The sequence below is a fragment of the Caenimonas sedimenti genome (genome assembly GCF_007833165.1).
Classification (GTDB): domain Bacteria; phylum Pseudomonadota; class Gammaproteobacteria; order Burkholderiales; family Burkholderiaceae_C; genus Ramlibacter; species Ramlibacter sedimenti.
This window is the reverse complement of record NZ_VOBQ01000007.1, coordinates 19,991-43,412: the sequence shown is the minus strand read 5'-3', so window position 1 is coordinate 43,412 and position 23,422 is coordinate 19,991. Positions and strand designations below refer to the sequence as shown.

Sequence of the window (23,422 nt, the reverse complement as noted above, 5' to 3'; positions counted from 1 at the left end):
AAATGAGTGGGCGGAGTCTGGCCCTGCACAGCCAGCGCGTTTGTCAGGGTGGCGCGAGGGGGGCTGTAGGACTGGGACGGCATGGCCCGCGCGAGCGGAACTCTGGGCGCGCCGCCTACGTCCGGGTCAGCGTGGCGGGGCCACCCTTCGGGGTGGTTCTTCCTTTGCGCGCGGCGCTCAGCCCGCGCCGACCTCGATCTCGAGGCCGCTGCCGCGCAGCGCGTGCACCATCATCCGGTCCCGCCGGTCCACCAGGTAGCTTTCGTTCTCGTCGAGGATCACGTCGCGCGGGTCGCCGTCGTGCGTGATCCACAGCGCGCCGGTGCGGCAATGCACCACCATCCGGCCTTCGGCGGGCGGCAATTCCTCGGTCGCGCCCTCGGCAAGATTCACCGCGAACCAGCGGGTGACGTTCGGCTTCACGTTGATCGATTCCATGGGGCGAAGCATGGGAGCGGGCAGGGGCGCGCGAGCGTAGGACCCCGTCGCGCGGGCTCGTAGTCTCCGTCACGCGCGGACTTTCGGACGGCCGCACCCGCCGGCGGGCGTGCCCGCGTCGCGCCGCCGTCCTACAGTTGCGCCAACTGATGCGTTCCACAGTGGCGCCACCGCAAACCTGGACGAAACACTTCCCATGAAGGCTGCATTCGAGCGCTTGTCGCAATTCTCCGCACGCGCATGGCGGCGCACCAGCGGCGCGGTCCGCCGCCATCCCTGGCGCACGCTCGCGGCCCTGCCGGCGCTCGCCATCGCGTACGTGCTGGTGCTGGTGCCCTTCACGCCGAGCATCGGCGACATCAAGAAGGCCAAGCAGGAGCAGCCCACCGTGGTGCTCTCGGCCGATGGCAAGGAGCTCGCGGTGTTCAAGCGGGCCAACCGCGACTGGGTCAAGCTGTCCGATGTCTCGCCCCACGTGGTGACGGCGCTGCTGGCGACCGAGGACCACCGCTTCTACGACCACCCCGGCCTCGACGTGATCCGGACCTTGCGGGCCGCGGCGCGCACGCTGGCCGGTGACCGCCAGGGCGGCTCCACGCTCACGCAGCAGCTGGCGCGCAACCTGTACCCCGAGGACATCGGGCGGGCGCCGACGATCACGCGCAAGCTGAAGGAGGCGATCACCGCGTTGAAGATCGAAGCCGTCTTCAGCAAGGACGAAATCCTGGAGAGCTATCTCAACTCGGTGTCCTTCCTCTACAACGCCTGGGGCATTCAGATGGCGGCCCGCACCTATTTCGACAAGCCCGCCGACAAGCTGAACGAACTCGAGGCCGCCACGCTCGTCGGGATGCTGAAGGGGACGAGCTACTACAACCCGGTGCTGGCGCCGGAGCGCGCGCAGCAGCGGCGCAACACGGTGCTGGCGCAGATGGTCAAGCACGGCAAGCTGCCGGAGGCGAAGTTCGCCGAGCTGAAGGACCAGCCGCTGAAGCTGGACTTCGAGCGCCTCCCGGAATTCAGCGGGTCCGCCCCGCACATGACGGAGTACCTGCGCCGCTGGCTGTTCGAATGGGCCGACAAGCACGACTACAACATCTACTCCGATGGACTGGTGGTGAAGACCACCATCGATTCGCGCCTGCAGGCGCTGGCCAACCAGGCGGTCACCCGCCAGGCGGACATGCTGCAGGCGGTGGCGGACGTCGAATGGGGCCGCAGCGGCGCGGCCAGCTTCGGCACGGATCCCAAGGCTTACGTGGCGCAGCGCGCCAAGGTGCAGCCGTTCGAGCACTACTGGAACAGCCGCAAGGACCTGGTGAACGCGTTCATCCGCGAGACGGCCGAGTACAGGGAACTGCGCGGCCAGAAGGTGGAGGATGCCGAAGCGATCGCCCAGTTGCGTGACGACGCGAACTTCATGCAGGCGCTGCGCAAGCGCAAGACGCAGCTGCAGGCCGGCTTCATGGCGCTGGACCCGCTGAACGGCCAGATCCGCGCCTGGGTCGGCAGCCGCGACTACAACGACGACAAGTTCGACCACGTGCAGCAGGCCCGGCGCCAGCCCGGCTCCACCTTCAAGCCGTTCGTCTATGGCGCGGCGTTCGAGCAGGGCATGTCGCCGATGCAGCAGCTGATGGACGCGCAGATGGACATCCAGATCGACAAGAACAAGGTCTGGCGCCCGAGCGACGTGGGCGAGGGCCCGACCAACCAGCCGATGACGCTGCGCGAAGGCCTGGCGCGTTCGAAGAACACCATCACGGCGCAGCTGATGATGCAGGTCGGGCCATCGCGCGTGGCGAGTCTGGCGCGCGCGATGGGTGTGCGCCAGAGCAAGCTGGACGAAGTGCCGTCGCTGGCGCTCGGCACGAGTCCCGTGACGCTGAAGGAGATGGTGTCTTCGTTCGGCACCATCGCCAATGGCGGCACGTACATGGAGCCGGTGCTGGTGACCAGCATCGAGGACCGCCATGGCAGCACGGTGGAGACCTTCGGCATCGCGCCGGCGGAAACCGCGCTGTCGGCCCACGCCGCGATGACGCTGCTCGACGTGCTGCGCGGTGTCGTCGAGGAGGGCACGGCCGTTGGCCTGAAGCACCGCTTCGGCATCACGGGCGACGTTGCCGGCAAGACCGGCACCACCCAGGACAACACCGATGGCTGGTTCATCCTGATGCACCCGAAGCTGGTGGCGGGCGCCTGGGTCGGGTTCAACGACAACCGCGTGACCATGCGCAGCGAATACTGGGGGCAGGGTTCGCACAACGCCCTGCTGGTGGTGGGCGACTTCTTCCAGCAGTCGTTCAAGGGCAACCTGCTGGACGCCAAGGCGACGTTCGCCGCGCCGCGCCAGAAGGACCTGGAGCCCGCGCCGCTCCTGGACCGCATGAACGACTGGTTCAGCAGCGTGTTCAGCACGCCCGCCGCCGTGTCGGAGCCGATCGTCGTGACCACGCCGCCGGCCCGCTTCGAGCCGCCGGTGCTGCAGCCACCGCCGACCGCGCTCGCCACGCCGTCCGTCTCGCCGATGAGCCTGCCGGCCCCATCATCGGCCCCCGCCGCGACCGAGCCCGGCCTGCCGCCCGAACTGGCGCGGGTGCCCTCCTTCCCCCGGCCGCTCGAACCGGTGCGGCCGGCCGAGAGCGTGTCCGGCACGCAGGTCTACATGCAGGGCAGCGCCAGGCCCGCGCCGGCTCCTGCCGCTACGCCCAGCGCCATCGAGACGCGGCCGGCCGCGGAGGTGGTGCTGGCTCCCAGGCCCGCGCAGGGGCCGGAGGTCATTCGCGTGATGCCGTCGTCCAATGCCAATGCCGGCGGCAGCAGCTTTGGCGGGGCCAGCAGCATGGGAGCGGGTGGCAGTTCGGGCGCGGCATCCAGCGCAGCCATTAGCGCTCCCGCCACGCCCATGACCACGCCCATGACCTCAGCCGCTGAAGCGCCTGCTGCCGCCACCGGCAGTCCCACGGGGTTGAGCCAGTAGCCGCACGCTGGCCGCAATAAAAAAGCCGGGCATGCGCCCGGCTTTGCCTTGTCACAGGATCGTCAGATCTTGCGATTCAGGTCCTCGGCCTTGTCCTTCAGGACTTCCTTGGCATCGCCCAGTTCCTTCTGGGCCTTGCCTTCCATCTCCTTCGCGTGGCCCTTGGCCTGCGTTCCAGTGTCGCCGGTCAGCTTGCCGACCTGTTCCTGCACTTCGCCGCCGACATGCTTGGCGACGCCCTTGACCTGGTCCTTGTTCATGGATGAACTCCTGTCGTTGTTGCACCAGATTCAAAGATAGGGGCGGCCACGGCCCGGGGTAGAGGCGCAACGGCGGCTAGGCTCGTGCGTAGCCTCCTACAGTAGAGGAACACGCCCCAGGCACAGACGGGTTGGCACGGCAGGCGCGCCATCGCGGCCATGCCTCAGTAGGGCGGGGCGAAGCCACCGCGGCCGGCGCTGATGCGCTGCGCCGTCGGCTGGCCGTCGATCGACTGGGCGGTGATCGCCACGGCCCCGCCGACCACCAGCAGCGCGCGGTCGGCCGGCCGCAGGCTCACGATGGGAACCTCCGGCGGGACCACGATCGTCTTCTCGCCGTCCTTGTACTTGACGACCAGCTTGCGGCCGTCCGCGGCGGCGGCGACGTCGGCGACGGTCGCGTTCGTCATGGTGCTTTGCGGCAGGAAGTCGAAGGGCCGGTGGCCTTCGCCCGTGCCACGCATGGCCTCCGGGAACAGCGTGACGGCGATGGCACGTTGCGAGCCGTCGGCCTGAGGCAGGGCGCCGACGCCGATGAAGCTGCCGGCGCGCACTTCGGCGAGCGTGACCGGATAGACCTCGGTCACCACCAGGTTGGGGGCCAGGGCGAGTTCGATGCGTTCGCCGCTGCGTTCGCGCAGGGTGACCCTGGTGGGCGTGAGCGCCTCGATGGTGCCGCGCAGCCGCACGGTGGGGCTGGCAGGCTGGCCGCGGCCGGCGAGCGGGGCGAGGGCGGCGCACAGCGCCAGCCCGAATGTGGCGCGCCGGGCGCGGAAGAATGACGTCATGCGGGTCCCCTGGTGCCGCGCCAGCATAGCGCGGGCCGCGCCCGCGTGCTCGTCACCCACCAGCCGGCGGCGCCGGCGCCAGGCCGCGCGCGACCGCTTCCAGCAACGCGTCCGGGCCGGCCGGCTTCACCAGGTGGGCAGCGAAGCCGGCGGCCGTGGCGCGCGCCGCATCCGCTTGCGTGCCGTAGCCGGTGAGCGCCACGAGGTAGCACTGCGCGCCGCCCGGATGGGCGCGGACCTGCCCGGCGAGCTCGTAGCCGCTCATGCCCGGCAGGCCGATGTCGAGCACGGCGACCTGGGGATGGAAGCTCTCCAGCAGGGCCAGCGCCTCCTGCGGGTGGTAGGCCACCTTCACCTCGTAACCCGCGATCTCCAGCAGCGCCGCCGCGGTGTCGGCCGCGTCCTGGTTGTCGTCGACCACCAGCACCCGGCCCATCCCCGTGGCATGGGGCGACTCCCGCGCCGGCTCCGGCGCCGGTGGCGCCGCCATGGTGGGCAGGCGGACGATGAAGCGGCTGCCATGGCCGGTGCCTTCGCTTTCCGCCCGCACGCTGCCACCGTGCATCTCGACCAGGCTGCGCACGATGGCCAGGCCGAGGCCGAGGCCGCCGCGCGAACGGTCCGCCCCCTGGGGTGCCTGGTAGAACAGGTCGAACACGTGCTCCCGCACCTCGGGCGGCATGCCGACGCCGCCGTCGGTGAGCACGATCTCGGCGAAGCCCTCGCCCCCGCTGCGCAGCGCCAGCTCGATCGGGGCTTCCGCCGGGGTGAACTTGATGGCGTTGCCCAGCAGATTGTTGAGCACTTGGCCCAACCGGTCCTGGTCGCCCGAAACCCAAAGGCCGCGCGCGTCGTCGTCCACGTGCACGCGGAAGAGGCGATCGCCCAGCAGCGCCGGAATCCCCTGTGCCGCGTGCTCCACCAGGTCCGCCAGCCGCACCGGCTCGAAGCGCATGGCCAGCCGCTTGCTGGTGATGCGCGAGACGTCCAGCAGGTCATCGACCAGCCGTGTCATGTGGCCCAGCTGCCGCTCGACGACCTCGCGTTCGATGCGCGTGCTGGCATCGCCCTTGCGCGCCATCAGGTGCAGCGCGGTCGCGATGGGGGCGAGGGGGTTGCGCAGTTCGTGGCCCAGCATCGCCAGGAATTCATCCTTGCTGCGGGCCGCCTCCTCGGCCAGCCGCAACGCGTCCGTCACGCGGGCCAGCAGGTCCTCGCGCTCGCGCGCCGCCCGGTCGCGGTCGTCGGCGGCATGCGCCAGCGCGGCGGCGACGTCCTGCAGTTCCGAAATGCCGAGCGGCGGCAGCCGGACCTCCTCGCCGCGGCCCAGCGCGCCGGCCGCGGCCTTCAGCTGGTCGATCGGCTCCGTCACCTGGCGCGTGAAGTACCAGGCCAGGAAGGCGGACAACGCCAGCGACGCCGCCAGGCCGCCGGCAACCGCGGCCAGGACCGCGTAGAAGCCGCGGTCGGCTTCGCGTTGGGAGATGCCGATGGCCACGACCCAGCCGGACGCCTGCAAGCGCGTGAACCCGGTCTGGCTCGGGACGCCTTCGAGCGTGGTGGTCGGCCCCGCGCCTTCGCTCCCTCCTCGATCGAGCAGGGCCTGCAGCGTGGGCGAGGGCCGCGCGACCGCATGTTCGCGCGAGCGCGCCACGCGGTTGCCGGCCTGGTCGAAGATGGCCACCACCCAGCCCTCCGGCACCCGCTGGCGCGCGACGACGGCCAGGATTCGTTCGGCCGGGATGACCGCCGACACCACATAGATGAGCTGGCCGTCGCGGATCACGGGCAGGCGCACGGCGAAGGCGGGTCCCTGCTTCTGGCGCCCTTCGGCCACCCGGCCGACGGTCACCATGCGCGTCTCGATGGCGCGGCGCATGCTCTCCACGTCGACCGGCTGCGGATCGGGCGTGCCGGACGGCTGGGCGGAATTCATGAGGATCCGCCCGGTACCGTCGGCCACGAGGAGGCTCCGCCAGCCTTGCCCCTCCGCGACGCGCGCCGCCACGGGCCGGAAGTCGTCCAGCCGGCCGGACGCGAGGTGGCCGGTCTGCGCCAGGCTCTGCAGGATGCTCCCGATCGACCGCAATTCGGCGTCGACCGCGGTGGCGAGCGCCCGCGACACATCGAGCGCCGCGCTCTGCGCCTCCAGCGTGCGGTCGCGGATCAGCGAGCCGATGACCACGACGGCCACCAACGCCAGCGGAACGAGGCCGCTGGCGGCGAGCATGAACAGGCGGAAGCGCAGCGTGCGCCCGTGCGGGACACGGATCATGGGCGGAGGGCGCGGGCCGGCGGCGACTGCATCGCACCATTCTGCCCGGCTGGGCGGACTTCTAGGGTTCGTTGCCGCGCGCGCAGGCCACCTTGTGCAACAGTTCCACCAGCATGCTGTGCTCGCCCGGCGTCAGGGGCATGGCCGCCTTTTCCGCGTCCAGGATGAGCTGGGTCGTCTTGCGCACCAGCGCTTCGCCTTTCGCCGTGGGATGCAGCAATTGCGAACGGCGGTCCTGCTCGCTGGGCGTCCGCGCGATCCAGCCGCGCTTCTCGAGCCGGTCCACCATGGTCGTGATGTTGGGCGCCGTCACGGCCAGCGCGCGCGCCAGCCGGGCCAGCGAACCGCCCGGGTTCTCGGCGATCAGCGTCAGCACCGTGTACTCGACCGGACGCAGTTCAAACGGCTCGCCGACGGTCCGCGCATAGATGGCACTGGTGACGATGGAAGCCTGCGCAAGCTGGTAGCCCAGCACCCGCTGCAGTTGCGCCTCTTCCAGGCGCCCGGCAGGCGTCATGTCCAGGCGCGGCGTTCTCTTGGGGTGCATGCGGGGATATTGTGCCAAGCCCTTTTACTTCATGCTGTGAACCAGTGGATGAGCTTCGCCTTTAGGTAAAACCCGGATACGTACCAACCAGATAGTTTAGTAACTTAACGATCTGGACCAACCCGCGACGCTCCATGCGCGCTTACAGGAGACCCACCATGCAAGTCCTGCGACGGCTGCGCCCACGCGCCCTGTCCCTTTTCGGCGCTCTCGCCGTGCTGGCCGGCTGCGGCGGCAGCGACAACGGGCCGCCCCAGTTGTCGGCCGCCACCGGGGTCAAGATGACCACCGCGTGCAGCGCGCTGGCGGGCAAGATCGGCGCGCTGGCCAACACCACGCTCACCGCCACCAGCAGCATCCCCGCCGGATCGCTCACCGTGGCGGGGCAGCCGGTGCGGGAGCATTGCCTGGTGACCGGCAAGATGCACGAGCGCGTGAGCACGGTCGACGGCAATGCCTACGCGATCGGTTTCGAGATGCGGCTGCCGACCGACTGGAACGGCCGCTTCCTGCACCAGGGCAACGGCGGCATCGACGGCGCGGTCGTCACGGCCACGGGAGCCACCGGCGGCGGTCCGCTGACGCACGCGCTGCAGCAGGGCTTTGCCGTGCTCAGCTCCGACGCGGGCCATCCCGGTTCGCTCGGGCCCAACTTCGGCATCGACCCGCAGGCACGGCTGGACTACGGCTACCAGGCGGTCGCCAAGCTCACGCCGATGGCCAAGAGCGTGATCGCGTCGACCTACGGCAAGGGCGCCGACCGCTCGTATTTCGCCGGCTGCTCCAACGGCGGGCGCCACGCGATGATCGCGGCCACGCGCTACGCCAACGACTACGACGGCATCCTCGCTGGCGCGCCGGGCTACAACCTGCCGAAGGCGGCGCTGGCCAACATCGCCGGCGGCCAGTTGTACGCCAGCGTGGCGACGTCGCCGACCGATCTTTCGACCGGTTTCACCACCGCGGAACGCCGCCTGGTCAGCAACGCCGTGCTGTCGAAGTGCGACGCGCTCGACGGCGCCACCGACGGCCTGGTGCAGGACGTGCAGGCCTGCCGCGGGGCGTTCGACCTGGCGCGCGACGTGCCTACTTGCGCGGGGGCGCGCGATGGCTCGTGCCTGAGCGCGGCGCAGAAGACGGCCATCGGCAAGATCTTCAGCGGCCCGACCACCAGCAACGGGACGCGGATCTATTCCACCTTCCCGTATGACCCGGGCATCGCCGGCGCCGGCATCCCGTTCTGGGAGTTCACGGCACCCCTGGCGCTGGACTCCGGCGCGGTCGGGCTGATCTTCAAGGTACCGCCGGATGCGGCCACCGGGTTCAACGGTCCGGCCTTCACGCTGTCCGCCAACCTGGACCTGCTGGCCCAGCAGATCACCGCGACCAACGGCATGTACACGGAATCGGCCATGAGCTTCATGACGCCGCCGAACCCCACGAACATGGCGACGCTGAAGGACCGTGGCGGCAAGATCATCGTGTACCACGGGGTGTCCGACCCGATCTTCTCGGTGGACGACAGCGAGACCTGGTACAAGGGCCTGCAGGCGGCCAATGGCGGCGACGCGTCGAATTTCGCGCGCTTCTTCCGGGTGCCCGGCATGGGCCACTGCTCGGGCGGGCCGGCCACCGACCAGTTCGACGCGCTGTCCGCGCTGGTGAACTGGGTCGAACAGGGCCAGGCGCCGGCGAGCATCACGGCCACGGCGCGCGGCGCGGGCAACGCGGGCGGCGTCAACGCCGACCTGCCCGCGACCTGGGCGGCGAACCGCACGCGGCCGCTGTGCCCTTATCCGCTGGTCGCACGCTACAACGGGACGGGGGACGTGGAGTCGGCGAGCAGCTTCAGCTGCCGGTAGCAGGGCTGGGAGACTCCCTCCCCCTCCGGGGGAGAGCCGGGGGCGCGCTGCGCCCCCATTTCATTTCTGCCGGATCACGTAGCGCACGAATCCGTCGGCTTGCGTGAACTGGTCATAGAGCCGGCGCGCTTCGGCGTTGTCGGCCTTGGTGACCCAGTACACCCTGGCCCAGCCTTCGGCGCGCATCGCGTTGCGCAACCACTCGATCAGGGCGCGCCCGACGCCCTGGCCGCGGGCAGCGGGCGTGACGAACAGGTCCTCCAGGTAGCAGACCGGCTGCGTCTCCCAGGTGTTCTCGTGCACCACGCAGTTGGCGAAGCCCACCACCTGGCCTTCGATCTCCGCCACCACGCACATCACGGCGGAATCCGGATCCAGGATGCGGTTCCAGGTGCGGTTGGTCACCTCGTCGGGCACGCCGGCGTCGTAGAAGTCGCAGTAGCCGCGCCAGAGCTGCCGCCACGCGGGTTCGTCGGAGGGCAGGGCGGCGCGGATGAGGCAGGGCGGGGTCACCGCTCCATTGTGCACACCCAGCGGCTAGAGCTGCCGCGCCAGCAACACCGCCGCATGCACGGCCACGCGTTGCGCGCCATCGGCGATCTGGTGCCGGCAGCTGGTGCCGTCCGCGACCACGAGCGCATCGGGCGCGTTGCGGATCGCGGGCAGCAGGCTCAGCTCCGCCATCTGCATCGACACCGCATGGTGCTTTGCTTCATAGCCGAAGCTGCCTGCCATGCCGCAGCAACTGCTTTCGATCAGCCGGGGCTGGGCGCCGGGAATCAACTTCAGGACTTCGAGCACGGGCGAGACCGCGTCGAAGGCCTTCTGGTGGCAGTGGCCATGCACGAGCAGCGGCTGGTCCTTGGTCAGCGGTTTCAGGCGCGCCTTGAGCTGCTCCAGCCGGCCGGCCGCCGCTTCGCGCGCCAGGAACTCCTCGAACAGGACGGCTTGCCGGGCCAGCGCTTGCGCCGGTGCGCCCAGGCCCATGACCGTCATCTCGTCGCGCAGCGTCAGCAGGCACGAAGGCTCCAGCCCCACGATGGGCATGCCGCGCTCCACGAAGGGCTGAAATGCCTGCAACAGCTCGCCGGCCTTCGCCTTCGCGTCGTCCACCATGCCGCTGGCCAGGTAGGTGCGGCCGCAGCACAGGTGCTTGCCGTCCGGTTTTTCCTTGGCGGCGATGTGCACGGTGTAGCCGGCGGCTTGCAGCACCTGCAACGCCGCTTGCGCGTTGGCCGATTCGAAGAAGCCGTTGAAGGTGTCGACGAACAGCACGACCGGCCGGGCCGAGGCCAGCACCTGTTCGCGCGTCGCGCCCTGCGGTGTGCCGTTGAAGAAATGCCGGCTCCGCCACTGCGGCAGCGGCCGCTGCCGCGCGAAGCCGAAGAGCCTTTCGCCCAGCAAGGCCAGCAGCGCGCTGCGGTTGCGCAGGTTGAGCAGGCCCGCGAAGCGGCTGGCCAGCGGCGCGTACTCCGGCAGGCGGGCGACCAGCTTGTCCTTCAGCGACCAGCCGTTCTTCTTCCGGTCGGCCTGCAGGAACTCGATCTTCATGCGCGCCATGTCCACGCCGGTTGGGCAGTCGCGCTTGCAGCCCTTGCAGCTGACGCACAGGTCGAGCGCGTCGCGCACCGCTTCGCTGGCCAGGCCGTCGGGCCCCAGCTGGCCGCTCAGCGCGAGGCGCAGCGTGTTGGCGCGGCCGCGCGTCAGGTGCTGCTCGTCGCGCGTCACGCGGTAGCTGGGGCACATGGTGCCGGCGTCGAACTTGCGGCAGTGGCCGTTGTTGTTGCACATCTCCACGGCCTTGGCGAACCCTTGGGCGGGATCACCGCCGGTGCCCGGCGCCGTGGTCTTCTCGGTCGCGGGATCGTTCTGCACGTCCCAGGGTGTCCAGTCCAGCGCGGTCTTCAGGGGGATGACGCGATAGCCCGGCGGGAAGCGCATCAGCCGCGTGTCGTCCATGCGCGGCGTGTCCACCATCCGCTGCGGGCACAGCAGGTTCAGCGGGTCGAACAGCCGCTTCATCTCGCGGAAACCGTCGTTGATGCGCGGGCCGAACTGCCACTGGATCCATTCGCCGCGGCACAGGCCGTCGCCGTGCTCGCCGCTGTAGGCGCCCTTGTACTTGCGCACCAGCGCCGAAGCTTCCTCGGCGATGTGCCGCATGCGCGGCGCGCCGTCGGTGCGCATGTCGAGGATGGGCCGCACGTGCAGCGTGCCCACCGAGGCATGCGCATACCAGGTGCCGCGAGTGCCGTGCTTGCGGAACACCTGCGTGAGCGCGTCGGTGTATTCCGCCAGGTGTTCCAGCGGCACGGCGCAGTCCTCGATGAAGCTCACCGGCTTGCCGTCGCCCTTGAGGCTCATCATGATGTTGAGGCCCGCCTTGCGCACTTCCCACAAGGCCTTCTGCGGCACGTCGTCGGGCATCAGGATCACCGAGCCCGGCAGCCCCAGGTCGCCCATCAGCTCCTGCAACTGCTTCAGCTTGTTCAGCAGCATCGGCTTGTCGGCGCCGGCGAACTCCACCAGGAGCAGGGCGTCCGGCTTGCCGATCAGCGCGGCGCGCACCGTGGGCGCGAAGGCCGGGTTCTGCAGCGCCAGCTCGATCATCGTGCGATCGACGAGCTCGACCGCGGTGAGCGTCCCGTCACTGCCCACACCCTTGACGATGTGCTGGGCGGAATCCATCGCCTTGTAGAAGGTGGGGAAGTTCACGACACCCAACACCTTGGCGCGCGGCAATTCGGCCAGCCGCAGGGTCAGGCTCCTGGTCAGGCCCAGCGTGCCCTCGCTGCCCACCAGCAGGTGCGCCAGGTTGACGCTGCCGTCCGTGGTGTAGGGGCGTTCGTTCTGGTTGTGGAAGACGTCCAGGTTGTAGCCGCCGACGCGGCGCAGCACCTTGGGCCAGCGCTTCTCGATCTCCGGCGTCAGCGTCATGGCCAGTTGGCGAACGCGCTCGCCGAGCATGCGTGCCGCGCCCGTGCTCTCATCAAAACGGCGGAAGTGGTGCAGGGCGCCATCGGTGGTCCAGGCCTCGGCGCCGAGCACGTTGTGCACCATGTTGCCGTAGGCGATGCTGCGGCTGCCGCACGAGTTGTTGCCGGCCATCCCGCCCAGCGTGGCCTGCGCGGCGGTCGAGACGTCGACGGGGTACCACAGGCCCAGCGGCTTCAAGTGGGCGTTCAGATGGTCCAGCACGATGCCCGGCTCCACCGTGACTGAGCGTCCCGCCGAGTCGGTGTCCAGCACGTTGCGCACGTGCTTGGAAAAATCGATGACCAGGCCAGCGCCGACGGTCTGGCCGCATTGGCTGGTGCCGCCGCCGCGCGGCACGATGGGCACCTTCAGGTCACGGCAGATGTCGAGCGCGATCCGCACGTCCTCGGTGCTGCGCGGCACGAACACGCCGACCGGTGTCACCTGGTAGATGGAAGCATCGGTGGCGTAGCGGCCGCAATCGGCAGGCGAGAACAGGACCTCGCCCCGCGTTTCGGCGGCCAGGCGCTGCGCCAGGCGCCCGGCCACCTCGTTGCTGGTGGTCGCGACGCGCTCGTACGCCGAGGCGGCGGTTTCGCGCGTCACCTGGACCGGCAAGGGGGCGTTCATCGGCCCGCCTTCGCGATCGCCGGCTTGCGCAGTTGCTCCAGCACCACGTCGCGCTTGTTGTGCAGGTGGGTGATCAGGACGCCCCGCATGGCCACCGGATCGCGCGCCGCGAGCGCCAGGATCATCTGCTCGTGCTCCTTCACGGCCCGCTTCCACTTGGCGCCGTCCTGGTTGGAGCGGAAGCGCAAGGCCTGCAGCCGCGCATTGACCTGGTTGTAGACGGCACCGAGCACCGGGTTCTTGGCCGCCGCGTTGATGGCACGGTGGATGCGTGCGTTGAGGGTGTAGTAAGTCGACAGGTCGCGCCGGGTGTAGGCCGCCAGCATCTCGAAGTGCATGGCCTGGATCTCGGCCAGTTCGTCCTCGGTGATGCGCTGCGCCGCCAATTCGCCCGACTGCCCCTCCAGCCCCGCCATCACTTCGAAGGTATGCAGGATGTCCGCCTCGTTCAGCGAAACGGCGATGGCGCCGCGGTTGGGCAGGAGTTCCACCAGCCCCTCGGCCGCGAGCATCTTGATGGCTTCGCGCAGGGGCGTGCGAGAAACCTGCAGCAGTTCGGAGAGCTCGCGCTCATTCAACTTCGCACCCGGCGGGATGCGGCTTTCCACCAGCATCTGGCGCAGGCGCTGCGCGACCTGCTCATGGAGGGCGGCGCGAGGGATGGAGATCACTTCCGCGGTCATGCGAGCATTTTGTATGCAAATGCGTGGGGCTGTAAAGAAGCTTCCTGCAGAGCAGGGCTCTTGACAACAGAATTTTGTATGCAAAAATCCGCCGCATGCTGACGCTCGACTTTCATCCCACCGGCCGCCACTTCCTGCAGATCCCGGGGCCCTCGCCAGTGCCCGACCGGATCCTGCGCGCGATGAGCCTGCCGACCATCGACCATCGCGGTCCGGAGTTCGGTGCGCTGGGCCTGCGCGTCCTGAAGGGCATCCAGCAGATCTTCCAGACGAAGCATCCGGTGGTGATCTATCCGGCGTCCGGCACGGGCGCGTGGGAAGCGGCGCTGGCCAATACGCTGAGCCCGGGCGACCTCGTCCTGATGTACGAAACGGGCCACTTCGCGGCGTTGTGGCAGAAGCTCGCTTCGCGGCTGGGCGTGAAGACGGAGTTCCTGGGCCTGCCCGGTGTCGAGGGCTGGCGCAAGGGCGTGCAGGCGCACCTGATCGAGGAACGGCTGAAGGCCGACAAGGAGCACGCGATCAAGGCCGTGTGCGTGGTGCACAACGAAACGTCGACCGGCGCCACCAGCAACATCCTCGCGGTGCGCAAGGCGATCGATGCGGCGAAGCATCCCGCGCTGCTGATGGTGGACAGCATCTCCGGCCTGGCATCGGCCGAATACAAGCACGACGAATGGGGCGTGGACGTCACCGTCAGCGGGTCCCAGAAGGGCCTGATGCTGCCCCCGGGCATCAGCTTCAACGCCTTGGCGCCGAAGGCGCTGGAAGCGAGCAAGTCCGCGAAACTGCCCAAGGCGTTCTGGGCCTGGGACGAGATCGTCGAGATGAACAAGTCGGGCTATTGGCCCTACACCCCCAACACCAACCTGTTGTACGGCCTGGCCGAGGCTTGCGACATGCTGCTGGAGCCCGCCTTCGGCGGCCTCGAAGGCACGTTCGCCCGGCACCGCCGCTGGGGCGAGGGCGTGCGCGCCGGGGTCCGGGCCTGGGGCCTGGAGATCCAGTGCAATGAAGCCGCCAGCTACTCGCCAGTGCTCACCGGCGTGATCACGCCCGAGGGCGTGGATGCGGACGCGGTGCGCAAGCTGATCTATGAGCGCTTCGACCTGTCGCTGGGCACGGGCCTCGGCAAGGTCAAGGGCCGCATGTTCCGCATCGGCCATCTGGGCGACTGCAACGACCTCACGCTGATGGCGGCCTTGTCGGGTTGCGAGATGGGCCTCAAGCTCGCGGGCGTGAAGCTCGCTGGGTCGGGGGTGCAGGCCGCCATGGATTATTTCGCGGGGCATCCCGCGCCTGTCGCGCTGCAAAAAGCGGCTTAAACAGACGATCACGCGGTGCCTTCGGCACACGCGTCCTTGTGTTCTTACAGGAGACAAAAGCATGCTGCAACGCAGAACCCTCATTGCCGGCGCCGCCGCGACCCTCGCGGTCCCCATGCTCCGCGCCCAGAACCTCCCCACCGGCCCGGTCCGCATCATTGTGGGCTTCGCCCCCGGCGGCGGCACCGACATCCTGGCGCGCGTCATCGGCCAGAAGCTGGGCGACATGTGGAAGACCCAGGTCATCGTCGAGAACAAGGCGGGCGCGTCCGGCACCATTGCGGCCGACTACGTCGCCAAGCAGCCGGGTGACGGCACGGTGCTGCACATGGCGCACATCAACAGCCACGCGATCGTTCCGGGCCTGCAGAAGCTGGGCTACGACGCCGAGAAGGACTTCCAGCCCATCGCGATGGTGGGCGTCACGCCCAACCTGCTGATCTGCAACCTGGCCCAACCCGCCAAGACGGTGAAGGACATCGTCGACCTGTGCAAGGCCAATCCCGGCAAGGTGAGCTTCGGCTCCGCCGGCAACGGCTCGGCGCAGCACCTGGCGCTGGAGATGTTCATGCTGCAGGCCGGCGTGAAGGCGATCCACGTGCCCTACAAGGGCTCGGGCCCGATGCTGGTCGACCTGATCGGCGGGCAGATCCAGTACAGCTTCGACACCATGACGGCGGCGACGCCACACGTGAAGAACGGCAAGGCCCATCCGATCGCGCAGACGCGCCAGAACAAGGCCAAGTCCTATCCCAACGTGCCCACCATGGCCGAATCCGGTTTCCCCGGCTTCGAAGCCACCACCTGGTATGGCTTGGTCGGCCCCGGCAAGATGTCCGCGGCGATGGCGAAGCGGATGAATGAGGACGTCAACAAGGCGCTGGCCATGCCGGACGTGATGGAGAAGCTGGAAGCTTCGGGCGCCGAAGACGGCGGCGGCACGCCGGAGAAGTTCGCGCAGTTCATGAAGGTCGAACAGGCCAAGTGGGCGAAAGTGATCAAGGACGCGAACGTCAAGGTTGAAATTTGACGCGACCTCTCCCGCTGGAGGGCGTCCGCGTCCTCGACATCTCGCAGGTGATGGCCGGGCCCTACGCCGCCATGCTGCTCGGCGACCTGGGCGCGGACGTGATCAAGATCGAGCCGCCGGGCACGGGCGATCAGACGCGTGGCTCCATGGGGTTCAAGATGAAGGGCGCCGACTCGCTCGGCTTCCTGAACATGAACCGCAACAAGCGCAGCATCACGCTGGACTTGAAGACCGAAGCGGGCAAGGAAGTCCTGCTGCACCTGGCCAAGGACGCGGGCATCCTGATCGAGAACTACCGGCCCGGCGCGATGCGGCGCCTGGGTCTTGGCTACGAAGTCCTGAAGGAGGTCAACCCGCGCCTGGTCTACACCAGCATCTCGGGCTTCGGCCAGACCGGCCCCTGGGCCGACCGGCCCGGTTTCGACCTGATGGCGCAGGCCATGTCCGGCGTGATGAGCGTCACCGGCTACCCCGATAGCCCGCCCGTGAAATGCGGCGTGCCGGTGGCCGACATCGGCTGCGCGCTCTTCGCGATCTACGCGACGCTCGCCGCCTACATCGGTGTGAAGAACACGGGGCAGGGCCAGTACATCGACGCGTCCCTGTTCGACTCCGCGATGGCGTTCTCGGTCTGGGACATCTGCGACTACTGGGGCACGGGCAAGCGGCCGGAGCCGTTGGGCACCTCGAACAAGATGACCGCGCCCTACCAGGCCATGGCCTGCAGCGACGGGTATTTCGTGATGGGCGCCAACAACCAGAAGCTCTGGCAACAACTGTGCACCTTGCTGGGGCGCGAGGAGTTGCTGGCCGACCCCCGCTTCGCTACGATCGCCCAGCGGCTGGCCCACCGGGCGGAGCTGCAAGAGGCGTTGGAGCGGACGTTCCGGCAGCATCCCAAGGACCACTGGGTCGAGAAGCTGCTGGCCCATGGCATCCCGGCCGGCCCCATCCTGGGCTATCCGGAGGCCTTCGGCAGCGAACACGGGCAGGCGCGCGGCATGCGCATGGAGATCGACCACCCGGTGGAAGGCAAGGTGCCCAACATCGGTTTCGCGGTCAAGCTCTCCGGCACGCCGCAGGAAGTGCGGCGCCACCCGCCTTTGCTGGGCGAACACACCGACGAAGTGCTGGAGGAGGCAGGCATGGACGCCGAAGCGCGTGCGCGCCTGCGCAATCAGGGGGCTTTCGGAACGTGCTGAACACACAAGGGATCTTCGTGGGTGCCGTGCACCTGCGCATCGCGGACGGCATCGCATCCGTCACCTTCGACCGCCCCGATTCGCGCAACGCGATGACGTGGGCGATGTACGAGCAGCTCGAGGCCATCTGCCGCCAGTTGCACGAGGACGAGAGCGTGCGGGCTGTCCGCTTCCAGGGCGCGGGCGGGGCCGCCTTCGTTTCCGGGACGGACATCCCGCAGTTCCAGGCCTTCACCTCGGGCGACCATGGGGTCGCCTACGAGAAGCGCATCGACACGGTGGTCGAACTGGTCGAGACGCTGCCCATGCCGACGCTGGCGGTGGTGCAGGGCGCGGCGGTCGGCGGCGGCTTTGCCATCGCCACCGCCTGCGACTTCCGGATCGCCACGCCCGGGTCGCGCTTCGGTGTGCCGATCGCGCGCACGCTGGGCAACTGCCTGTCATCGGCCAACGTCACCCGCCTCGTCGCTGCCGTCGGACGGCCCATGGCCCAGCGGATGCTGCTGCTGGGGGACCTGCTCAACGCCGAAGAGTTGCTGGCCTCCGGTTACCTGCTGCAGGTCGTGGCGCCCCAGGACCTGGAGGCCGCCGCCAAAAGCGTGTGCGACCGTGTGGCCAGCCTGGCGCCCATCACGCAGCGCGTCAGCAAGGAAACGCTCAACCGGCTCCTGCACAGCGGCGTGCCGGATGTGGATGACCTCATCCGCCGCGCCTACGACAGCGAGGATTTCCGGGAGGGTGTGCAAGCCTTCATGAAGAAGCGGCCACCGGTCTGGCAAGGGCGCTGAGGCGCCGTCCTACGCGAGCCCAAGTTGCGGCGACCTAGCATGGCGCCAAGGAGCATTGCCATGGCCGCCAAGCAAGATCGTCCGTCCGTTTCCAGTCCCGCGGTGCGTGCAGAAGAGCCGCTGGACCTGGCCCAGTCCGTGGCCGGCGAGGAAGACCCCGGTGCGTCGATCGATCTCGCCGGCGCGCCGGGCCGCTCCGACCAGCCCGCGGGCCAGGCGCCAGGGCAGCCCTCGGCGGCACAGCCGCCGATGCGGCCCGGCGACGAAGCGCCCGAAGGAACCGCAGGAACCGGCGAGGACGTTTGCCCGCGTTGCGGCGGCAGCGGGCGCCTCGGCGCGTCGTCCTGCCCCGAATGCGCGGGCACCGGGCGCGTCACCGTGGGCATCGGCGGCGCCTGACGCCGGATGCCCGGCTGGCTCCCCGCACGCCTCGGCGCGCTGCCGCCGATCCAGGCCGTGCAGACGCGCCAGGGGCGCCTGAGCTACCTCCTGTCCGGCAGCGGACCTGCGACCATCCTGCTGTTCAACGGCGCGGGCGTCAGCCTGGAAGGCTGGCGTGCGCTCTATCCGGAGATCGAGCAGTGCGGGACGGTCTTCGGATGGAACCGCTTCGGCATGCAAGGCAGCGACCCGCCGAAGCAGAAGCAGACGGGCACGGTCGTGGTCGCCTCATTGCGTGAGCTGCTGGGTTATGCGGGTCTCGCGCCACCCTACATCCTGGTGGCGCACTCGCTGGGAGGGCTCTACGCGAACCTGTTCGCGCGCCTGCATCCCGGCGAAGTGACTGCCGTGTTGTTCGTGGAGGCCACGCATCCGCGCGACCGCGCCGTGCTGCGCACGCACGAGACGCAGCTGGTGCGCGCGCTGGGCAAGGTGATCTCGCTGCCGCAGCTGCTGTTCAAGCCGAACGTGCACGCCGAACTCGAATGCGTGGACGACACGGTGCGCGAGATCGAGGTGGCGGGGCCGTTTCCCGATGTTCCCGTGCGCGTCATCACCGGCGGCAAGGCGCCGCCGGCGTGGCTGATGTCGCCCGCCGCCGTCGGCGCGCGGCGCGCCCACCAGCAGGAGCTCGCGCGGCTCTCACCGCATGGGGAACAGGTGATCGCGCACGAGAGCGGGCATTTCCCGCAACTCACGCAGCCTGAGGTCGTGCTGGAGGCGCTGCGTGCGCTGGCGGCGCTCACGCCAACGCGAGCCCCAGTGACTTGAGTTCGCGCCGGCCGGCCGGCGTCACGGTGACCACGCGGCTGTGCTTGCGCCGTTCGATCCAGCGCTGCGACTGCAGGTGCTCGGCGAGCGCCGACCCCAGGGCGCCACCGAGGTGGTCGCGGCGTTCCGACCAGTCGAGGCAGCGGCAGGCGAACTGGCGGCGGCGCGCCTTGGCCGACGCGACGTCGATGCCCAGGTTGTCCAGGGCCTTGGCGCCGCGGACCGTGACCACCAGCTGCTTGGGGTCCACCCCATCGTCTTCCAGCCAGTGCTTGCGCAACAGCAGCGTGAACAGGCCGGTGCCCAAGCTGCCGGCCAGGTGGTCGTAGCAGTAGCGGGCCTGCTGCACCGGTTCCAGGGTCGCGGCGGGCGCAGCCTTGCGGCGCGGCGCGACGCGCATGAGGCTTTCCACCAACTGCGCGACATGTTCCGTGGCGAAGCGGAAGTACTTGTGGCGGCCTTGCGCTGTGGATTCCAGCAAGCCGTCTTCGAGCAGGCGCTTGAGGTGCGAGGTGGCCGTGGCCGGCTCGATGCCCGCGCCGAGCGCAAGCTCCTTCGCGGTGAGTGCGCGGCCCTCCATCAGGAGCGACAGCATCTGGATGCGCCGCGGGTCTCCCACGGTGGCGGCGATGCGGGCCAGGTCGGGTTCTGCATGCATGCTTCGATGGTAGCCAAACTGTTGCGGCTCGACAAACGCGTGACTGCTGCGCAAACTCCCCCCATGCATCCACCACCGGACGCCATTGCGGCGACGACCCATCCCGACCCCTGGCCGTACTACGCCGCGCTGCGCCAGTCACGCCCGCTGTTCTTCGACCATGGCCTGCGCCTGTGGGTGGCGAGCAGCGCCGCGGTGGTCGAGGCAGCGCTGGTTCATCCCCACTTGCGCGTGCGACCGCCCGCGGAGCCCGTGCCCAAGGCGCTCCTGGGATCGCCCACGGGCGAGGTGTTCGCTCAACTGGTGCGGATGAACGACGGCGGCTTCCATCGTGAGCACCGGCCTGCGACGGAGCGCGCAGCGGCGGCATTCTCGCTGGAGGTGCTGGGAACGCAGACGGCCTTGGCCGCGGCTGATCTGGCAGGCCGGGTCGACGTCAATGCGTGGCTCTCGGCCGTGCCGGTGCAGGCCATCGCGCGCATGCTTCGGGTGCCGGCAGACCAACTCGACACCACGGTCGCCCATGTTCATGCTTTCACCCAAGGCATCGCCGCGGGTGCGGACGCTGCAACGCTCGCAGCCGCCGACAAAGCGGCCACCGCGCTGATGGCACAGGGCGCTGCCGAGGGCCTGGACAGGGTGCGCTCGGCGAACCGCATCGCGATGATGCAGCAGTCACTGGACGCCACGGCTGGCCTGATCGGCAACGCCATCGCCCGGTGGCAGCGCGAAGCGCGTGTGCCCGACCTGGCCTTCGTCGAAGAGATTGCGTGCTGGGACCCGCCGACGCATCACACGCGACGTTTCGCGGCCGGGGACACGGAGCTGGCCGGCCAGGCGCTGGCCGCGGGCGATGGCGTGCTCGTCCTGTTGGCCGCCGCCAATCACGATCCCGCGGCGCGGCGCAGCTTCGCCTTCGGGGCTGGTGCGCATGGGTGCCCGGGCGAACGCATCGCTGTCACCATCGCTGCCGCGGCGCTGAAGTCCCTGCACGAGAGCGATGGGCTGCGGCGCTTCGGGGCCGTCAAGGGCTACCGCCCGCTGCCCAACGTCCGCATCCCCGTTTTCGCAACCTGAGGAGAGCAACAAGCATGGTGAGTGTCATCTTCGAAGTCTGGCCCCACCCCGAACACCGGCAGGGCTACCTGAGCTGGGCGGCGGAGCTGAAAGAGGAACTGCTGAAGATGGAGGGCTTCATTTCCATCGAGCGCTTCCAGAGCCTGACGGACCCGGACAAGTTGCTGTCGCTGCAGTTCTGGCGCGACGACGCCTGTCTCACGGCGTGGCGCAACCTGGAGGCGCACCGCGCGGCGCAAAGCGCGGGACGCAAGACCATGTTCAGGGAGTACCGGCTGCGCATCGCCGAGGTGACGCGTGACTACGGCTTGAAGGAGCGGGCCGAGGCGCCGGCGGACTCGCGGCAGGCGCATGGCTGACAGGGTCGTCATTCCTGCGAAGGCAGGAATCCAGGCCTATCCCGCAAACCCCTTGTAGAACATGTAGCCAGCAAGCAGGAAAAGGATGCTCCCGAAGATCCGCTTCAGCTTGCCGATCGGCAGGGCATGCGCCGCGCGCGCGCCCAGCGGCGCGGTGAACACGCTGCACAAGGCGATGACCGCCAGCGCCGGCAGCCAGATGTAGCCGAAGGAAGCCGGCGGCAGGTCTTGCACGCCCTGGCCGCTGATCGCATAGCCGGCCACGTTGGCGACGGCGATGGGAAAGCCGAGCGCCGCGGAGGTGGCCACCGCGTTGTGGATCGCCACGTTGCACCAGGCCATGAAAGGGACGCTGATGAAGCCGCCGCCCGCGCCGACCAGCCCCGAGAGGAAGCCGATGAAGCCGCCCGCGGCCAGCTGGCCCGCCGTGCCCGGCATCTGCCTGGTCGCCTTGGGCTTCCTGTCCAGGAACATCTGCGTCGCCGAGAAGCTCACGAACAGGCCGAACACGATGGCCAGCACGTTGCCCTTCAGCAGCGCGAACACGCCCAGGCTGGCGATGATGCTGCCGATGACGATGCCCGGCGCGAGCCGCTTCACGATGTCCCAGCGCACCGCGCCGCGCTTGTGGTGCGCCCGCACGCTGGAAACGGAGGTGAAGATGATCGTGGCCATCGACGTGGCGATCGCCATTTTCACGGACAGGTCCGGCGAGACGTTGCGCCCCGACAGGATGATGGTGATGAACGGCACCATCAGCATGCCCCCGCCGATGCCGAGAAGGCCGGCGAGGAAGCCGGTGGCGATGCCCAACAGGGCGAGTTCGATGATCAGGCGGGCTTCGATTGGCATGGGACTTCAGGGACAGCCTTCGATTATCGCCCGCCGGCGGGCCCGGCCGGGGCTCAGGGAATCTCGTAGACCGTGTATTCGTCCGAGATGCCGCGCAGCACGCATCGGCGCTCGCTCGGCGTGAGCCCGGCGCCCGCCAGCAGCCGGGCGGTGGCCTCGTCGCGCACGACCGGTTCGGTGGCGAAGATCGATTGCGACATCGCCAGCCCCTGCACCCGCGAAGCGATGTTGACGGTCTGGCCGAAGTAGTCGAGCCGGTCGTTGAGCGTGACGGCGAGGCAGGGACCCTCGTGGATGCCGATCTTCAGCAGGAGGTCTTCGCGCTCGTGGTCCTCGTTGAGGCGGCGCATGGCTTCACGCATGCGCAGCACCGCCGCCATGCCGCGGTCGGGCGTGGGGAAGGTCGCCATCACCGCGTCGCCGATGGTCTTGACGACCGCGCCCGACTCCTGCGCGACCACGTCGCCGAGCACGCCGAAGTGCGCCTTGACCAGGTCGTAGGCCGCGAGGTCGCCGATGCGTTCGTACAGTTCGGTCGAGGCCTTGAGGTCCGTGAACACGAACGTGAGGCTCAGGATCTTCAGCCGCTGGTCCAGGGCCAGCGTGTCCGCGCGGAACAGGTCGCGGAAGGTCTGGTGCGTCAGCAGGCGCTTGGCCGTGAGGAACGGCTTGCGCTGCCCGAGCAGGTGGTGCAGCGTGTCGCCGGCCAGGAACAGCCCCGGCAGCGTGCGGACATCGCTGCGGTTCTCGAACGTGAGCCGCAGCGGGCCAGGCCGCAGCACTTCGGTCCCGGTGGGCGCCTGCACCTTGTTGAACACCACGCCCATCTCCCGGCGCTCCCGGGTCGGCTCCCCTTTGACGTCCAGGAACAGGGCCGAGTGCGTGACCGGTTCGAACACGATGATGAAGCCTTCGGGCAGCTGCACCGACATCGTGCCACGCTCACCGGGCGCCAGCTCCGTCCAGTCGAGCACCACCTCGTGCATCTGCCGCTGGAACTCGTCGGGCGGCGGAAAGCGCATGCCGGAGCTCCAGTACATCTGGCGTACGTAGTCCCACACGGGCAAGGTTTCGGGCGTGTGCGCGGCGATCTTGCGCACACGCGGGCTGACCGTGAAGGCCACCTCCACCATTTCGTCCAGCGACGGCTCGTAGCCGGCGGCGCAGAGGGAGCAGGCGTAGTCGCTCTGCTTCACGGTCTTCAGCGTGGCGTTGGTGTTCAGCACGCCGCCGCAACCGGGGCAGAGGATGTTCCACGACATCTCGAACAGTCCCAGCCGCGCCGCATGCAGGAACGTGTCCAGCACCGTCTCCAGCGCCAGGCCATGGTCCGCGGCGAAGTCGAGAACGTTGATGCGATGCAGCGCCTCGTCGGGGCCGTCGCGCACCAGGCGCTCGACGGCCGTCGCGGCGCCAGGGTCGGCCGACTGGCGCAGGACACTGAACCGGGCTTCCGTTTCCGACATGGCGCACCTCC

At 69.1% G+C, this 23,422-nt stretch carries 21 protein-coding genes; 10 read left to right on the top strand and 11 right to left on the bottom strand.

Going from position 1 to position 23,422, the window contains the following annotated elements; genetic code table 11:
• Positions 1 to 177: 177 nt before the first annotated feature.
• Positions 178 to 438, bottom strand: a complete 261-nt coding sequence (locus FN976_RS09500) for a DUF2917 domain-containing protein (RefSeq protein ID WP_186510802.1) — start codon at positions 436 to 438, stop codon at positions 178 to 180.
• A 196-nt stretch (positions 439 to 634) separates the two neighbouring features.
• On the opposite strand from FN976_RS09500, the gene FN976_RS09495 reads away from it, so the two are divergent.
• Positions 635 to 3,421, top strand: coding sequence for a transglycosylase domain-containing protein (locus FN976_RS09495; RefSeq protein WP_145892780.1), 2,787 nt, complete (start codon positions 635 to 637; stop codon positions 3,419 to 3,421).
• A gap of 62 nt (positions 3,422 to 3,483) precedes the next feature.
• On the opposite strand, the gene FN976_RS09490 is transcribed toward FN976_RS09495, so the two are convergent.
• From FN976_RS09490 to FN976_RS09475, 4 genes are all read right to left on the bottom strand, one after another.
• Positions 3,484 to 3,681, bottom strand: a complete 198-nt coding sequence (locus FN976_RS09490; RefSeq protein WP_145892779.1) for a CsbD family protein — start codon at positions 3,679 to 3,681, stop codon at positions 3,484 to 3,486.
• A 164-nt stretch (positions 3,682 to 3,845) separates the two neighbouring features.
• Positions 3,846 to 4,469, bottom strand: a complete 624-nt coding sequence (locus tag FN976_RS09485) for a hypothetical protein (RefSeq protein WP_145892778.1) — start codon at positions 4,467 to 4,469, stop codon at positions 3,846 to 3,848.
• A gap of 52 nt (positions 4,470 to 4,521) precedes the next feature.
• Positions 4,522 to 6,744, bottom strand: coding sequence for a hybrid sensor histidine kinase/response regulator (locus tag FN976_RS09480; RefSeq protein WP_145892777.1), 2,223 nt, complete (start codon positions 6,742 to 6,744; stop codon positions 4,522 to 4,524).
• Positions 6,745 to 6,805: 61 nt separating this feature from the next.
• Positions 6,806 to 7,291, bottom strand: coding sequence for a MarR family winged helix-turn-helix transcriptional regulator (locus FN976_RS09475; protein ID WP_145892776.1), 486 nt, complete (start codon positions 7,289 to 7,291; stop codon positions 6,806 to 6,808).
• Positions 7,292 to 7,449: 158 nt separating this feature from the next.
• Here FN976_RS09475 and FN976_RS09470 point away from each other — a divergent pair, with 158 nt between their 5' ends.
• Entirely contained in the window at positions 7,450 to 9,153 is a 1,704-nt protein-coding gene (locus FN976_RS09470) for a tannase/feruloyl esterase family alpha/beta hydrolase (RefSeq protein WP_145892775.1), read from the top strand.
• A gap of 60 nt (positions 9,154 to 9,213) precedes the next feature.
• Here the strand turns inward: FN976_RS09470 and FN976_RS09465 are convergent, their stop codons facing one another.
• The 3 genes from FN976_RS09465 to FN976_RS09455 are packed head-to-tail and all read right to left on the bottom strand — an operon-like array spanning position 9,214 to position 13,442.
• On the bottom strand, positions 9,214 to 9,666 hold the full coding sequence (locus FN976_RS09465; protein ID WP_145892774.1) for a GNAT family N-acetyltransferase: 453 nt from the start codon (positions 9,664 to 9,666) through the stop codon (positions 9,214 to 9,216).
• Positions 9,667 to 9,690: 24 nt separating this feature from the next.
• Positions 9,691 to 12,759, bottom strand: a complete 3,069-nt coding sequence (locus FN976_RS09460; protein WP_145892773.1) for an FAD-binding and (Fe-S)-binding domain-containing protein — start codon at positions 12,757 to 12,759, stop codon at positions 9,691 to 9,693.
• Positions 12,756 to 13,442 (bottom strand): GntR family transcriptional regulator, encoded by a 687-nt coding sequence (locus FN976_RS09455; protein ID WP_145892772.1) that lies wholly within the window; start codon positions 13,440 to 13,442, stop codon positions 12,756 to 12,758. Before FN976_RS09455 ends, FN976_RS09460 begins: the two co-directional genes overlap by 4 nt.
• 95 nt (positions 13,443 to 13,537) lie before the next feature.
• Between FN976_RS09455 and FN976_RS09450 the strand changes: the two genes are divergently transcribed.
• From FN976_RS09450 to FN976_RS09425, 6 genes are all read left to right on the top strand, one after another.
• The gene (locus FN976_RS09450; RefSeq protein WP_145892771.1) at positions 13,538 to 14,767 is read left to right on the top strand and encodes a pyridoxal-phosphate-dependent aminotransferase family protein; all 1,230 of its coding nucleotides are present in this window, start codon (positions 13,538 to 13,540) and stop codon (positions 14,765 to 14,767) included.
• 64 nt (positions 14,768 to 14,831) lie between these two features.
• A complete protein-coding gene (locus tag FN976_RS09445) occupies positions 14,832 to 15,797 on the top strand; it encodes a Bug family tripartite tricarboxylate transporter substrate binding protein (RefSeq protein WP_145892806.1) in 966 nt (321 codons plus the stop codon).
• Positions 15,794 to 16,999 (top strand): CaiB/BaiF CoA transferase family protein, encoded by a 1,206-nt coding sequence (locus tag FN976_RS09440; RefSeq protein WP_255440266.1) that lies wholly within the window; start codon positions 15,794 to 15,796, stop codon positions 16,997 to 16,999. Before FN976_RS09445 ends, FN976_RS09440 begins: the two co-directional genes overlap by 4 nt.
• A gap of 11 nt (positions 17,000 to 17,010) precedes the next feature.
• Complete coding sequence (locus FN976_RS09435) at positions 17,011 to 17,787, top strand: enoyl-CoA hydratase/isomerase family protein (protein WP_145892804.1); 777 nt, start codon at positions 17,011 to 17,013, stop codon at positions 17,785 to 17,787.
• 60 nt (positions 17,788 to 17,847) lie between these two features.
• Positions 17,848 to 18,186 (top strand): hypothetical protein, encoded by a 339-nt coding sequence (locus tag FN976_RS09430; protein WP_145892770.1) that lies wholly within the window; start codon positions 17,848 to 17,850, stop codon positions 18,184 to 18,186.
• A gap of 6 nt (positions 18,187 to 18,192) precedes the next feature.
• The gene (locus FN976_RS09425; protein WP_145892769.1) at positions 18,193 to 18,999 is read left to right on the top strand and encodes an alpha/beta fold hydrolase; all 807 of its coding nucleotides are present in this window, start codon (positions 18,193 to 18,195) and stop codon (positions 18,997 to 18,999) included.
• On the opposite strand, the gene FN976_RS09420 is transcribed toward FN976_RS09425, so the two are convergent.
• Positions 18,971 to 19,657 carry an ArsR/SmtB family transcription factor gene (locus FN976_RS09420; RefSeq protein ID WP_145892768.1) on the bottom strand — a complete coding sequence of 229 codons (687 nt, stop codon included), beginning with the start codon at positions 19,655 to 19,657 and terminating at the stop codon, positions 18,971 to 18,973. The two genes, FN976_RS09425 and FN976_RS09420, sit on opposite strands and share 29 nt — an antisense overlap.
• A 63-nt stretch (positions 19,658 to 19,720) precedes the next feature.
• On the opposite strand from FN976_RS09420, the gene FN976_RS09415 reads away from it, so the two are divergent.
• Both FN976_RS09415 and FN976_RS09410 read left to right on the top strand, forming a co-directional pair.
• Entirely contained in the window at positions 19,721 to 20,734 is a 1,014-nt protein-coding gene (locus tag FN976_RS09415; RefSeq protein WP_145892767.1) for a cytochrome P450 family protein, read from the top strand.
• A 14-nt stretch (positions 20,735 to 20,748) separates the two neighbouring features.
• Positions 20,749 to 21,093: an antibiotic biosynthesis monooxygenase family protein gene (locus FN976_RS09410; protein ID WP_145892766.1), complete on the top strand. Its 345-nt coding sequence runs from the start codon at positions 20,749 to 20,751 to the stop codon at positions 21,091 to 21,093.
• Positions 21,094 to 21,129: 36 nt separating this feature from the next.
• Here FN976_RS09410 and FN976_RS09405 read toward each other — a convergent pair whose 3' ends face one another.
• Positions 21,130 to 21,945: a sulfite exporter TauE/SafE family protein gene (locus FN976_RS09405; RefSeq protein ID WP_145892765.1), complete on the bottom strand. Its 816-nt coding sequence runs from the start codon at positions 21,943 to 21,945 to the stop codon at positions 21,130 to 21,132.
• Between the two features lie 53 nt (positions 21,946 to 21,998).
• Positions 21,999 to 23,411, bottom strand: a complete 1,413-nt coding sequence (locus FN976_RS09400; protein WP_145892764.1) for an adenylate/guanylate cyclase domain-containing protein — start codon at positions 23,409 to 23,411, stop codon at positions 21,999 to 22,001.
• Positions 23,412 to 23,422 lie beyond the last annotated feature (11 nt).